The sequence below is a fragment of the uncultured Vagococcus sp. genome (assembly GCF_963518325.1).
Taxonomy (GTDB): Bacteria; Bacillota; Bacilli; order Lactobacillales; family Vagococcaceae; genus Vagococcus_D.
The window spans coordinates 20,409-34,333 of record NZ_CAUQJB010000042.1; the positions used below are offsets into that span (position 1 = coordinate 20,409).

Sequence of the window (13,925 nt, forward strand, 5' to 3'; positions counted from 1 at the left end):
TGCCCCACCATGACCACTGTCTTTAACGCACTGTTAGCGTCTGTTGGGTCATTCCCCTTTTTATAAAATAAATCAGCCGTTCCCCAGGCTTAAACTGGATTAACGCTGGAATAAACCACATCACTAACACCTGCCTTTTCATTCAATGTCTTATTAAAAATAACTTAGAATCAGCTAAAGGTCAATATCCGTCAGTTTCAAGTTAAAAAAAACCATAGTTTGTGATAAAAAAAACAATTTTTCATCACTTTTCAATGACAAGACTTAGAGAAGATGCTAAAATAACAAGTGAGAAGAAAGAGGTGAAAAAAATGGTAGCATTTTTAATTTATTGGGCTAGTATTTTGGTAAGTATTGCGTGGATCGTCATCAGCACTGGTTTCTCTGTTTACTACTTGGCAAACAAAGAAAATGGAAATTTATGGGCATTTGCTTTATTAAATGTGTTGGCCGCAATTGTTTTAGCTATTGTTTTACTTGTTTATAAGACATGGGATTTCGATATTACGACATACAGTTCGTTAATGTACGCGCTAATCGCTGTAGAATTAGTATTAGCTGTTCTTAAAGCGATTCTAGGCCGTGAACCAAAACTGGAAACAGCAAAGTAAATCACTAATAGATTTGACAGATTCACAAATTTACGTTAAAATTTGTAAAAATTGAATAAGTGCCTCAAAATATGAGGTAGAGGTCGCGATGATTAGGAATGATAGTCGAGTATGAGGATACATTGAAACTATCAGGAGGGAAAGTCGCCGAAATATCCGTTAGCCTCACTAATGGGTGTTGGGACAACAGTTGATAGCTGTTGAACTGTCTTAGTTTGTAAGAACTAAGTTGCGCTATTCTTGTCTAAAGGCAGAATGAATAAGTCTATTATTGCGACCTCGTGAGAAATCATGGGGTCGTTTTTTTGTTTTGCTAGAAGCCATGTGGCAAAATCGGTGGATTCAGTGGGGCGATAAACTACTCATCGACTGGTTAAAGCGAGTGCTTTAGATGCGAATTAGCATTTATTCAATTAAAAGACAAAGCAAGATTGGACCCGTGCGGTCTAAGGAGGAAAACATGAAAGTCAGAAAAAGCGTTGTGGTATTAGTATCGTTGCTCTTCGGTTTGATTTGTAGTCAACCGGTACATGCAGAGGATACCTTTAGAGTTGGAATGGAGGCGGGCTACGCCCCTTTTAACTGGACTCAAACAGATGATAAAAATGGTGGCGTACCTATTGAAGGTTCCAAGGAATTTGCAGGTGGCTATGATGTGGAGATTGCCAAAATCATTGCCAATGAGCTTGGTAAAAAACTGGTGATCGTTAAAACCGAATGGGATGGTTTGGCTCCTGCTTTAACCTCTGGTAAAATCGACGCCGTGATTGCAGGTATGTCACCTACGGAAGAGCGTAAAAAACAAATTGATTTTACTGATGTTTATTATCAGTCTCATTTAGTTATTTTAGTTAAAAATGGCAGCTCCTTTCAAGACGCTAAAAGCTTAGCAGATTTTGAAGATGCCAAAATCACGGCTCAGTTAAACACCTTTCACTATTCCGTGATCGATCAGATTCCCGGTGTCAGCAAACAAACCGCCATGGATAATTTCCCGGCTATGCGTGTGGCCCTTGAATCAGAAAAAATTGATGGTTATGTGACAGAAAAGCCAGAAGCATTAACAGCTCAAAAAGCCAATCCTAATTTTAAAATGGTCGAATTCACTCAGGAAAATGGTTTTCAAACGGCGCCAGAAGATACAGCTATCGCCATTGGCTTACAAAAAGGCAGCCCGTTACTGCCAGAAATCAATACTATCTTGGCCGGTATTTCAGTTGAAAAACAAGACCAAATTATGGAAAGTGTGATCGCCAAGCAAGCTGATAATGAAACCAATGAAATCTGGATTATCAAAATTATTAAAGAAAATGGCATGATGTTCTTACGTGGTGCTGGTATGACCCTGTTTATCTCTCTTATCGGAACGGTGATTGGCACTGCCATTGGCATGGCAATTGGGATTTTCCGTACGATTCCAGTTCCCGATAATAAAGCCAAAAAATTCGGTCTCGGCTTCTTAAATAAATTTTTCTCTGTCTATATCGAAATTTTCCGTGGAACTCCGATGATTGTTCAGGCAATGGTCATCTATTATGGCAGTTCTCAAGCTTTTGGTTTGGATTTAAATCCTACCTTTGCCGCCCTCTTCATTGTCTCGATTAACACGGGGGCCTACATGACGGAAATCGTCCGTGGTGGCATTTACTCTGTGGATAAAGGGCAGTTTGAAGCTGCTCAAGCAATTGGCATGACTCATTTCCAAACCATGAAAAATGTTGTGGTTCCTCAAGTTATTCGCAATATTTTACCTGCAACGGGAAATGAATTTGTGATTAACATCAAAGATACATCAGTGTTGAATGTTATCGCCGTCAGTGAGTTGTATTTCCAAGGGAAATCAGTGGCTGGCAGTAATTATCGCTTCTTCGATACATTTTTTGTTGTTTGTGTGATTTACTTTGTTATGACTTTCACCGTAACACAAATCTTGCGCTACTTAGAGCGTCGCCTTGACGGTCCTGATGATTATGCACCTTATGCCAATCAAATGCAGGTCAAGACTATCAAATCAGATGAACGTACTAGAGGAGGGATTTAGCCATGACAAAAATGATTGATATTCAACACTTAAACAAATGGTACGGTCAGAACGAAGTCTTGAAAGACGTTAGTTTATCTGTGGATAAAGGCGAAGTCGTTACCATTATTGGATCTTCCGGTTCAGGTAAATCGACACTCTTGCGTTGTATCAACTTATTGGAACAACCAACCAAAGGAAAGATTATTTTTAATGGACAGGATATCTTAGCAAGTAACTACAACTTGCCTGAATACCGAACCCACTTGGGCATGGTCTTTCAGCAGTTCAATCTCTTCGATAACCATGACGTCCTAAGTAACTGTGTCGTCGGTCAAGTCAAAGTACTGAAACGTTCCCCCGCAGAAGCAGAAAAAATCGCTGTGGAAAACTTGCAAAAAGTCGGCATGGGTGATTTTTGTCACGCCAAGCCTAAACAATTATCTGGTGGTCAAAAACAACGGGTTGCCATTGCTAGAGCACTTTCCATGAATCCTGACTGTCTACTTTTCGATGAGCCTACATCAGCTCTTGATCCTGAGATGGTCGGAGAAGTTCTAAAAATCATGCGGGAGTTGGCTGAAACAGGACTAACAATGGTAGTCGTTACCCATGAAATGGGCTTCGCTCGAGATGTTTCTGACCGAGTCATTTTTATGGATAAAGGGGTGATTGCTGAATCCGGAAAACCCGAACATATTTTCAATCACCCTACAGAGGAACGAACAAAACAATTCCTTGAGCGGGTTTTAGCAGAAAACTAGGTGTTTTCCCCAAATAAAAAAACTGTGAATAACTTTCACACAAAGTTATCCACAGTTTTTTAACGACTTCTACTGATATTTTAACCCTTTTACACATACTCAACTGAGTTATCCACAGAAAAAGTGGATAACTTTTCCTTTTCTGTGGACAACTCACTCTTTTTCCCCAATTTTGTTAATAAGCAGAATAGTTGTTCCCAACTAATAAAAGAGCTTTAATTAGAAGTACGTTGACAATTAAGGAGGTTTCCCATGGAATTAAAACGATTTGTGCAATTATTTCTCGTCTATGCTCTCTCTCTATTTATCCCGCTTTTACTGATTAGCTGGTTAAATATTACCAATTTTTTCTCAATGCTAATTGTATTAATAATTGTTGGCTATATTGTCATGACAATTCCTTTAACAGTTATGACTGTTAAGAAAAAGAAATAAGGTGCAAAAAACCCACAAGATGCTTAATTCGCATGTTGTGGGTTTTAATTTACATTTATTCGGCGTCTTTTTCACCAATAACTTCTGGTTGAACTGGCGCACTTGTTTCATCTGTTTCAGGCTCTTCATGGACTTGAGCTTCCTCAACAACTGCCACTTGCTCTTCAGCATCTGTGATAATTGTGTAGTCCGGATTAAGTGGAATATCTGCAATCGTAATTGCATCCCCAATATCCATGCCTTCAACATCAATTTCAATTCGATCTGGTAATTTATCTGGCGTTGCAGATACAATAACTGTGTATAGGTTCTGTCCAATAACCCCACCAGCTTTAACCCCTTTAGGAGTACCAACTAATGTTAACTCTGCTTCGACTTCTGTTTCTTCGTTCATGTCTACTGCTAAGAATTCAACGTGTACCCAATCGCGGTTAAATGTATCTAATTGTTGATCATACAACAATGTTGGCACTTTTTTGCCACCTATTTCCAATGTGTAAACAGCGTTTTGACCATTCTCTTTCAAAATACGAGTTAACTCTTTGCCATCTACTGAGATAGCTGTGTTTTCGACTTTATTGCCATAAACTACCCCTGGAACCTGTCCTTCTGCACGTAATTTCTTACGTAATGATCTTGGTCTAATTGCTCTTTCTGCTACTTTCAATACTACTGCCATAAATATTCTTCCTCCTTAAGATATTATCCAAAAATAAGCTCGTTTTAGGTCTAGAATAGGAGATAAATCCTCAATCAATTTTCACTTAATCCCACACTAGCTCTAAACATTAAATCTTTTTTTGCCACTTCTTGAGAAACGAACTCCACTTATAATTATAGACAATCCCTCTTAATTATAAAGAATACTTCTGACCGGACTAGTCTGTCGTCATTCACTAATAAAGATACTACTGAGATTGCTTAAACAACTAACTCTATTGATATAAAGTAGTCGTCTGCTCATCGCAAGCTTTTTTCTGGCACTTAGCAATACCATCTAAATCCTTGCACTATAATATAAGCTTATGTCTTAACCATACTAGGAATAACTGATTAAGTCAAATATAGCGTGATTTTTTCAATAGAAACCGTTATTTTATTGATAATTTAAACTTTTATTTACTTTATTCATCTTTTCTTCACAAAAAACACGCTATTTCATCACGATTAATTTCGTGATTCTTACAGCGTGTCCGTTTATTCGATTATGCATATTTACTTCGACTACCACCAATTAGTTTTGGTCGTGATCCCAGAGCTGTTACATGTGCTTTACCAAGTAGCCTTTGTTTCGGTCGTATGGGAATTGCCACATGCTTGATGTGCATGCCAATGGCCGTATCTCCTACATCGATTCCTACATTTGCCACAATGAACTCAACTGCCACCGGATCTTCAAAACGCTCAAAAGCAGCCACTGAACATGACCCACCAGCATCAAGCGTTGGCAGGACTGACACAATTTCCAGTCCCTTTTCTAGTGCGAGTTCTCGTTCCACCACCAAAGCGCGATTTAAATGTTCACAACCTTGGACCGCCAAATAAATACCACGTTTCTGCAGAACATCTACCAAAGCGTCCACGATTACAACCCCAACTTCTTGACTGGAGTTTTGGCCAATGATCCCACCTATCACTTCACTACTACTACACCCCAGAATAAAAACATCCCCAACCTGACTATCCGCCTGGGTGATGACATCGATTGCCAAGGCTTCCGTCTCAGCTCTTAATGCCGATAAATCAATACTCATTTTGCCCACCTCCTTCTATCGTCTTTCACCACAATCAGTCTTTTTCAAATGTCTAAGGCAATAACCATTTCAGCACCACTTGGATTTGCTCATCCCAATGGACCCAGCTATGATCCCCTTCTGTAAAACTAGCGGTTACCTCTAGACCTAACTCTTCGAGATGCTTTAACGCGCGTTGATTTTGCTCATAAAGAAAATCCTGTTCGCCACACCACATAAATAAGCGTGGGACTGACCGGTTACGTTTGATCAATTCACTGCTGAGATGGAGTAAATCATTATCCGACCCTTTCACCCCTTCCAGAGAACCAAAAACACCTGACCAAAAGGGGGTTTCTTCTCCCATTTCACCGGGAACAAAGGCCGTCGCAATATCAAGTGCTCCTGAAAGTGAGGCCGCCGCCCCAAAGGTTTCTGATTTCCCCAAACCTAATTTAAATGCTCCATAACCACCCATGGAAAGACCGGCCACAAAGGTTTCTTCTCTTTTATTAGACATTCTCGGGAAAAATTCACGACAAATTTTCGGCAACTCTTCTGAAATATGCTGCCAGTATTTTAAACCATAGGCTGTATCTGTATACCAGCCCAAATGAGTGGTCGGCATCACCACTGCAATTCCCAATTCACTGACATAACGTTCAATAGCCGTGCGACGCATCCAAATACTGTGGTCATCACTCATCCCATGAAGTAAATATAGCGTGGGATACGACTCATAATCTGACGCCCCAACCATGCCAATTTGAGAACTTGTTTGTTGCGGTATAATCACATTCATTGTCATCGTCAATCCTAATACATTTGAAAAATAACTCACTTCCATTAACGCCATTTAACTGACCCCCATCTCTTATTTCTTCGGACGCAACTCTTTCAATGCGGCCCGCAGTTCTTCCATATTAGCCACATCGGTCATTTTCAATTGACTAAAGCCACCTAACACCCGGCGATGATTCAACTTAATTTTGGGCAATTTTACTAGCTCACTATTCTTCTCATGTAACTTAGCCCACAGCTCTGAACGACTGACTTCCAATTTTTCTTTCTTTTCTTCAAACTCCGTTGCTACCCGTGCTTTTAATTCAGCCTTACTGGATTCCACTGCTGATGACCAGGCGGCCATCGCCTTGCGAAATGCCAGCATACTTGTCACTGTATAAACCAAATCAACTGCCATTACAACTAGCAGAATAATCGGCAATGCATTGCCAAATGTTCGCTCTAGCAACTGGGCCAGCATTAAAACCTGAGGATTGATCACTTTCACAATCAAGACACACGCTACACCCCAGAACAAAGAGACTGGCACCGCAACCCGCCCATTGATATTTAAGGGAACATCGTGATAATCCCACCACGTAGCATGAAACAACTTTTCCAACACATAGCTTGTCAAGTATTCTAAAACCGTCACCAAGACTGCTGAAAAGAAATAAAGAACCACTAAATTATTTTGATAAGGTTCCACAAAATACAAGACACTGACCACGCCAAAGCCGTATATCGGGCAGTATGGCCCCACTAGAAAGCCCCGGTAAACAAATTTCTTCGCCTTAAGCGAACAATAAACCGTCTCCCATAACCAACCAATCACTGAATAAATAAAAAATAATAATACCACACGATTAACAATCGACACATTCTCACTCCTCTTCCTTATGGGCCCGACCTTCACTTCATTTAGTTATCCTATATTTCTGAGCGGTAAACCTTTGAAAATAAAGACATTTCTTAATGGGTTACTAGGTTGTCCCTTGTTTCTACACTTTAAACGACTCGACTAACAGACGCAAAAGTTAAGATCCCTGAGTCATTTTCTTCCATTGTACCAAAACAAATTGCCCCTGTCGTGAATAATTACGCAAGCATATCGTCTAATGTATAAACCTAGCGCTATATAAAGACTAAATTTTAGAGGTTATGGCCTTAATTTTAAGTCAATACACCTAGTCCATCTCCCCATATGTTGCGTTATTTAATCTCTTAAATGCTGTCTATACTAAAAAAACTCTCGATCCACTAGTTCCCCCCCTACACACATACCTTTCCAACCTCCTTCAATGTGAAATTAGACTGAGTAGTGTATAATGTTTTTAAAGAACTTTCATGGCTATTATCATTAAGTTACGAACAGTTTTAAACGAAAAGTTGGTAGGTGATTTTTAAGGATCACCAATTGTTGGGAGGATTTTAATGGTTTCACTACTTAAGTACACTAAGAAATACCGCAAGGAAGTTATCCTTGGGCCGATCTTCAAATTTTTAGAAGCGGTTTTTGAGTTACTATTGCCCATGTATATGGCCCGTCTAATTGATAATGGGATTGCCAAAAACGATCCTGATTACGTCATTAAGACGGCGGTGACAATGATTATCATGTCCGTCGTCGGCTTAATCTGCGTCATGATTTGTCAATATTACGCCTCGATTGCCTCACAAGGATTTGGCACCGAACTACGGAATCAATTGATGAAAAAAATCAATGGACTGTCCCATAAAGAACTGAATGATTTCGGGACTGCGACGTTGATTACACGAATGACCAGCGACATTAATCAACTTCAGCTGGCATTAGCGATGTTAATTAGGCTTGTGATTCGAGCACCGTTTTTGAGTATCGGCTCTGTCGTCATGGCTTTTTATATCAATCCTAAAATGGCCTTGATCTTTGTTTTCTCTTTGCCTGTTTTTTGTTTGATTCTCTTTTTTATGATGAAAAAAACAGTACCTCTTTATAAAAAAGTCCAAGAAAAGCTTGATCATCTTAATCAGGTTGTTCAAGAAAATTTAAGTGGCGTTCGAGTGATTCGGGCTTTTGCACAAAAAGATAAAGAACGGCATAAAATGGCGGATACAAGCGATGATTTGGCCAAAGCTTATACGCGAGTGGCAAATATCTCCGCTTTACTTAATCCTGCCACCACCTTTATTATGAACGTCTCAATTGTTGCCTTACTGTATTTTGGTGGCATTAATGTCAATACTGGCGCCATGGGTCAAGGAGAAGTTCTGGCCCTGATTAATTACTTGATTCAAATGCTGTTGGCCCTCATTGTTGTTTCCAACCTAGTAGTGATTTTCACTCGGGCCTCTGCCTCTGCCGGCCGTGTTAATGAGGTTTTTCATACGGATGTCAGCATTCACGATCAAGGGCAATTGGCATTGGTTCCTGACTCCCTTAATCAACTGAACTTTCAAGATGTTAGCTTCCGCTACAGCGACAAAAGTGGGTTGGCCCTTGAAAATGTCAGCTTTTCTTTGGAAAAAGGTGAGATGCTGGGGATTATCGGACCAACTGGTAGTGGGAAAAGCACTTTGACCCAACTGATTCCACGTTTTTACGATGCCAGCGCAGGCAGTGTCAACGTTTTGGGTCACGATGTTAAAGACTACGGGCTAGATGATCTGCGCAATAAAATTGGTGTGGTTCCCCAGACTAGCGTTCTCTTTACTGGCACGATTCGAGAAAATTTACAGTGGGGGAAACCTGATGCCACTGATGAAGACTGTTGGCAAGCCTTACGAACCTCACAGTCCTATGAGTTTGTTAAAGACTTAAAGGAACAATTGGATACCCCTGTTATGGAAAGTGGTAAAAACTTTTCTGGCGGACAACGGCAACGGTTAACAATTGCCCGAGCACTCATTAAAAAGCCTGCCTTTTTAATTTTAGATGATTCCTTAAGTGCCTTAGATTATCAGACAGATTTGGAATTGCGCCAAGCCCTTCAGCGAGATTTAGCTGATACCAGTTTAATTATTGTGTCCCAGCGAGTCAGCTCTGTTCAACACGCGGCTAAAATCTTAGTGTTGGAAGACGGCAATCAAGTCGGCCTTGGTACTCACAATCACTTAATGACACACTCTGAGGTTTACCAGGAAATTGTCGCGTCACAGCAAGAAAAGGAGGAGACCTAAATGCGAAATAAACACATAAACTCATCCCCTTTTAAACGCTTCTTACCTTACTTAGGCGTGTATAAACTAGAAATTGTCGGTGCTCTTCTATTAGGGATTAGTGGCGGAACCGCCACTGTCGTCATGACTTACTTTACGGGAAAAGGGATCGACACCATGCTCGGCAAAGGACGAGTTGATTTTACTGCTCTGACGCGAATATTGCTTTTGTTAGCCGGGATTTTAGTCATTGCCACAGTCTCACAATGGCTGGTCCAGTTATTAGGCAATCGCATGTCTTATAAAGCCGTTGCTGAACTGCGGAAAGACACCTTTAATCACTTAAATACATTACCGATTAATTATTATGACCAAACGGCTCACGGGAATATCATCAGCCGGTTTACCAATGATTTGGACTTTGTTTCGGAAGCCTGTGTGGCTATTTTCAACACACTCTTTTCCGGTATGACGATTGTCGTCATCTCTTTGTTGTCGATGTTGTTTCTCAGCCCTATTTTGACCGTCGTGGTTTTAGTTGCAACGCCGTTAATTTTCTTGGTTACCTGGGTCGTTGCTCACACCAGTCAAAAGCGTTTCTCCGAACAGCAACGGATTGTCGGTGAGATTTCTGGATTCGTTAATGAAGTAATTGGCAATCAAAAAATAGTCAAAGCCTTTCAACATGAACAACCATCTCAAGAGACCTTTGAAGTCTTGAATGATCGCCTGTTAATTGTGGGTCAAAAAGCCCAATTTGCCTCTTCCTTGACCAACCCTCTAAGCCGTTTCATTGACCACTTGGCGTATGTCTTTATTGGCTTGGTTGGTGGCTTGATTGCCTTAAAAGGAACGGGAAATCTCAGCGTGGGAATGATTTCCAGCTTTACGATTTATTCCAGTCAATTTTCAAAACCATTTATCGAACTATCAGGGATTACCACTCAAATTCAAACAGCCTTGGCAGGTTTAGAACGAACTTTTAACATCATTGACGAGACCCCTGAAGCGGCCGATCAGCCTGACGCCATTGTCTTGAATCAAGCTGAAGGAGCTATCAGTTTTAAAAATGTAGCCTTCTCTTATGTCCCAGATAAACCCCTGATTCATGGACTCAATCTGGATGTCAAACCAGGGGAAACCGTGGCCATTGTCGGAAAAACTGGTGCTGGGAAATCAACCTTGGTTAACTTACTAATGCGTTTCTACGACATCAATGAAGGATCTATCGAAATTGATGGTCACTCTATCACGGCTTACACTCGTGATTCGTTGCGTCAAGCCTTTGGGATGGTCTTACAAGACACTTGGCTCTTTGATGGGTCCATTCGTGATAACCTGACCTTTGGACGACCTGACGCCAAAGAGGGTGAGATCATCGCCGCCACGAAGTCAGCTAATATTCATTCCTTCATCAAAAAGTTACCCCAAGGCTATGACACAGTCATTGGCAGTGCTGGAATTAAAATTTCAGAAGGACAACGCCAGCTGTTGACCATTGCTCGAACGATGATTTCCGAACCGCCGATGTTGATTCTCGACGAAGCCACTAGCTCCGTTGATACGTTGACAGAACAGACTATTCAAGCGGCCTTCTTAAAAATGATGACCGGTAAAACCAGTTTCGTTATTGCTCACCGTTTATCAACTATTCGCGAGGCCGATACGATTCTCGTTATGGATAATGGCCAAATTGTCGAAATTGGCAGTCATGATGACTTGCTGAAAAAAGACGATGGCTTCTATCGCAAACTCCATGATTCACAATTTTCTGAGTAGCAAAAAGACCTTTCCCCCAAAATAAGGGGAAAGGTCTTTTTGCGATTATTTTTCTTGATTAACTGTTGAAATTTTTTCATCAGCCAAGTACAACTGTGGGAACTTACTGGCAATTCCCGCTGCGACAACGGCTGTTACCACAGCCGTTGCTAAACCGCTGGCACCATTCATCACTAATGAGAAAACAAACGGACTCATCCCACCAAAAGCATAGGCACCCCAGAATACTACCCCAGCAACAAAGTGCCAGAAATAGCGAGCAAAACTGCCAACAAAGGTTGCTGCCACAATATAGCCCATCAAATTAGTTTGGTTGCCCTCTTTTACCGATTGAGCGATCTTGCCATGATAAAGACCGGCAAACCCAGCAAATGTAAAAGCCAATAAATACTCAATTAACACCTGAATCACACTTAAGAAATAAACTTGCCCTGTCAAAAAATGGAGTAACCCCCAAATCAGACCTGCGTATATCCCTGGTAACGTGCCACGACGCATGGCGTAAATCGTCAAGGGTACCATCCCTAGAGAGACTGAAAAACTAGTACCAATCCCCGTGGGAATCAGCGATAAGACAATTGCCAATGCTGCGACAACCGCTCCTTCAATCCAAACTAATAACCGTTTTGACGTCAAAAAAACTCCTCCTTTTTTTGTATAGAACAAAAGCCATACATCAAAGGAGGAGCAGAATAGTTAGATTCCACTCCATCACAATCCCTACGTAAGTATCAACTCAATCAGGTTCGAAGGGTCCAAGCTTGCGCTTAATCTCAGCCTTTTCAGGCACCCCTTTGTGATGGTAAGTTCTATTTAGTTGTGTAATCTTCTGATTACTTTCACAGCATAACAAGGTTTACCTGTTATGTCAACGGATTTGAATTGTTGAAATTAGTTTAATGCTTATGGCTATTTGTCTGATTTTTTATCGATCTTCATCGTCAATCATATATCATGATTCCTTACAAAAACACGCTAACCCTGTATTAATTATTAACCAAATCATACTGTTTTTTTGTAGAACGGTACAACTTTTCTAATTCTGTTTTATTTTCCACTAAAAATTTTTTTACTTTTACTAATTCTTCTGGACGGGCAAGCTCGTCCAGAAGGTCGGTAGTATTCTCATGATTAATGTATTTCATATTTGAATCGACATAAATAATGCCACCCGTCCGTTTCTCCCCAATCTCCACTAACATGGAAATATCATTATCGTTATCCACAGTCATATTCAACCCATATCCATTTTTATCCTTGGGGTTTGTAAGCCATGACATCACCCAAATTGGCTCCTTTTTTAAATAACTATTTCTGAATAAAAACCTAGTATTCATTTTACTAGCTGTATACTTTATTCCTTCTTTCTCCAGATAATAGAATTTTTTATCTGAGTCCCAATTATCCTCTACGTATTGATAATTCATTGTGTTACTCATTAGCCACACAATGTTAACCATTAAAAATAACGCGATTACTGCAACTGCTCCTAGAAAAATTCGCTGATAAACCCTCTTTTGTTTGACATCCTTGCTGACTTTTTCCACCATACTAATGTCCTCCTTTAATAATGTATCGAGGGACAAATCATACAGATTACTTAAATCAACTAACAAATCTAAACTAGGATAGGTTCTGCCTACTTCCCAACTTGAGATAGTTGCTCTTGTAACGTGCAAAACTTCTGACACGTCTTGTTGGGTAAGCCCTTTTTGATTCCGCGCTAATTTAAGTTGTTCTGCTATATTCATTTTTTCGCCTCCTCTGACATTAGTATGGCCTTGTGTGTATTTTTTTTACAGCTTCAAAATGTTGCTTTAACCTTAAAATGGATATGAAACAATTTGTTGCCTCATTGATTTAGCAGTATTTACTTAAGAACAAGTGATTTTTCTACTCCATTTTATACATTGGGCTATCTTCCCCATCATCTTTTTAAATGGTTACATCACAATTCAATCGCATGAGCAATGCCAATAATACTAGACTTAGGAACACAGCCAATAATCCTGCTGTCGGTTGAATCATTACGATTATCACCTAAAACAAAATAGTGATCTTCTGGTACCGTCACATGGTACTCTTCAGCTGACGCTTCTAAAATATAATCCTCAGTCAGTTTCTGGCCATTAACACTCATATCACCTTTATGATACTCAATTACATCCCCCGGTAAACCTATGACACGTTTAATGTATACCTTACCTTCATCTGGCGCATGGAATGTCACAATATCCAATCGCTTGATTTTTTCCATTTTTAACTGGTACATATACTGCTCATCACTTAAGGTTGGAGCCATCGAACTCCCTGAGACTTTCACAGGTGATATCACAAATAAATTAATTAAGACAACAACTATTATGATTGCCAATGTTGCACCGTATTCTTTTATTATTTTTTTCACTAGGCTTTCCTCCTGACATAATAACTAATTTTATCACATTTACCCTCCAATAAACAAACGGTTTCATTTTCCTATGGTACAATAAGGATAGCTAAAACAAGAGGAGTGATTAGAATGTCTACGCAATTAAAAGACCAAAGACACGAACTAGTCGAGGGAGGGTTTGAGGTCTAAAATAAAAAATATCGACTAAATAACACTGAGGCTGCTGAAAAAGTTAAATAATCAAGGTTGTATAAAACGATTTTTGTTTTA

At 40.0% G+C, this 13,925-nt stretch carries 13 protein-coding genes and 2 riboswitches; of the genes, 6 read left to right on the plus strand and 7 right to left on the minus strand.

The features are described 5' to 3' along the window. Positions 1–311 precede the first annotated feature (311 nt). The 4 genes from RWN13_RS21370 (at position 312) to RWN13_RS21385 (ending at position 3,830) form a co-directional block, all read left to right on the plus strand. Positions 312–611 (plus strand): hypothetical protein, encoded by a 300-nt coding sequence (locus tag RWN13_RS21370; protein ID WP_314067831.1) that lies wholly within the window; start codon positions 312–314, stop codon positions 609–611. Between the two features lie 69 nt (positions 612–680). Then, positions 681–856: riboswitch (Lysine riboswitch) on the plus strand. A 215-nt stretch (positions 857–1,071) separates the two neighbouring features. Further along, positions 1,072–2,652 (plus strand): ABC transporter permease subunit, encoded by a 1,581-nt coding sequence (locus RWN13_RS21375; protein ID WP_314067833.1) that lies wholly within the window; start codon positions 1,072–1,074, stop codon positions 2,650–2,652. Between the two features lie 2 nt (positions 2,653–2,654). Continuing rightward, entirely contained in the window at positions 2,655–3,395 is a 741-nt protein-coding gene (locus RWN13_RS21380) for an amino acid ABC transporter ATP-binding protein (RefSeq protein WP_314067834.1), read from the plus strand. 252 nt (positions 3,396–3,647) lie between these two features. Then, positions 3,648–3,830 (plus strand): hypothetical protein, encoded by a 183-nt coding sequence (locus tag RWN13_RS21385; protein WP_314067836.1) that lies wholly within the window; start codon positions 3,648–3,650, stop codon positions 3,828–3,830. Positions 3,831–3,885: 55 nt separating this feature from the next. Here RWN13_RS21385 and RWN13_RS21390 read toward each other — a convergent pair whose 3' ends face one another. The 4 genes from RWN13_RS21390 to RWN13_RS21405 form a co-directional block, all read right to left on the minus strand. Continuing rightward, on the minus strand, positions 3,886–4,509 hold the full coding sequence (locus tag RWN13_RS21390; protein WP_314067838.1) for a 50S ribosomal protein L25/general stress protein Ctc: 624 nt from the start codon (positions 4,507–4,509) through the stop codon (positions 3,886–3,888). Positions 4,510–5,035: 526 nt separating this feature from the next. Continuing rightward, positions 5,036–5,584, minus strand: a complete 549-nt coding sequence (locus tag RWN13_RS21395) for a TIGR01440 family protein (RefSeq protein ID WP_399553712.1) — start codon at positions 5,582–5,584, stop codon at positions 5,036–5,038. A 52-nt stretch (positions 5,585–5,636) separates the two neighbouring features. Then, the gene (locus RWN13_RS21400) at positions 5,637–6,419 is read right to left on the minus strand and encodes an alpha/beta hydrolase family protein (protein ID WP_314067839.1); all 783 of its coding nucleotides are present in this window, start codon (positions 6,417–6,419) and stop codon (positions 5,637–5,639) included. A gap of 18 nt (positions 6,420–6,437) precedes the next feature. After that, positions 6,438–7,226 (minus strand): putative ABC transporter permease, encoded by a 789-nt coding sequence (locus tag RWN13_RS21405; RefSeq protein WP_314067840.1) that lies wholly within the window; start codon positions 7,224–7,226, stop codon positions 6,438–6,440. Between the two features lie 554 nt (positions 7,227–7,780). On the opposite strand from RWN13_RS21405, the gene RWN13_RS21410 reads away from it, so the two are divergent. Both RWN13_RS21410 and RWN13_RS21415 read left to right on the plus strand, forming a co-directional pair. Continuing rightward, a complete protein-coding gene (locus RWN13_RS21410) occupies positions 7,781–9,505 on the plus strand; it encodes an ABC transporter ATP-binding protein (RefSeq protein WP_314067841.1) in 1,725 nt (574 codons plus the stop codon). Beyond that, complete coding sequence (locus tag RWN13_RS21415; protein WP_314067842.1) at positions 9,506–11,263, plus strand: ABC transporter ATP-binding protein; 1,758 nt, start codon at positions 9,506–9,508, stop codon at positions 11,261–11,263. Between the two features lie 45 nt (positions 11,264–11,308). Here RWN13_RS21415 and thiT read toward each other — a convergent pair whose 3' ends face one another. The 3 genes from thiT to lepB form a co-directional block, all read right to left on the minus strand. Continuing rightward, a complete protein-coding gene (gene thiT, locus RWN13_RS21420) occupies positions 11,309–11,899 on the minus strand; it encodes an energy-coupled thiamine transporter ThiT (protein ID WP_314067843.1) in 591 nt (196 codons plus the stop codon). Between the two features lie 64 nt (positions 11,900–11,963). Then, positions 11,964–12,067: riboswitch (TPP riboswitch) on the minus strand. 182 nt (positions 12,068–12,249) lie between these two features. Further along, the gene (locus RWN13_RS21425; RefSeq protein WP_314067844.1) at positions 12,250–13,014 is read right to left on the minus strand and encodes a helix-turn-helix transcriptional regulator; all 765 of its coding nucleotides are present in this window, start codon (positions 13,012–13,014) and stop codon (positions 12,250–12,252) included. A 197-nt stretch (positions 13,015–13,211) separates the two neighbouring features. After that, the gene (gene lepB, locus RWN13_RS21430; RefSeq protein ID WP_314067846.1) at positions 13,212–13,670 is read right to left on the minus strand and encodes a signal peptidase I; all 459 of its coding nucleotides are present in this window, start codon (positions 13,668–13,670) and stop codon (positions 13,212–13,214) included. Positions 13,671–13,925 lie beyond the last annotated feature (255 nt).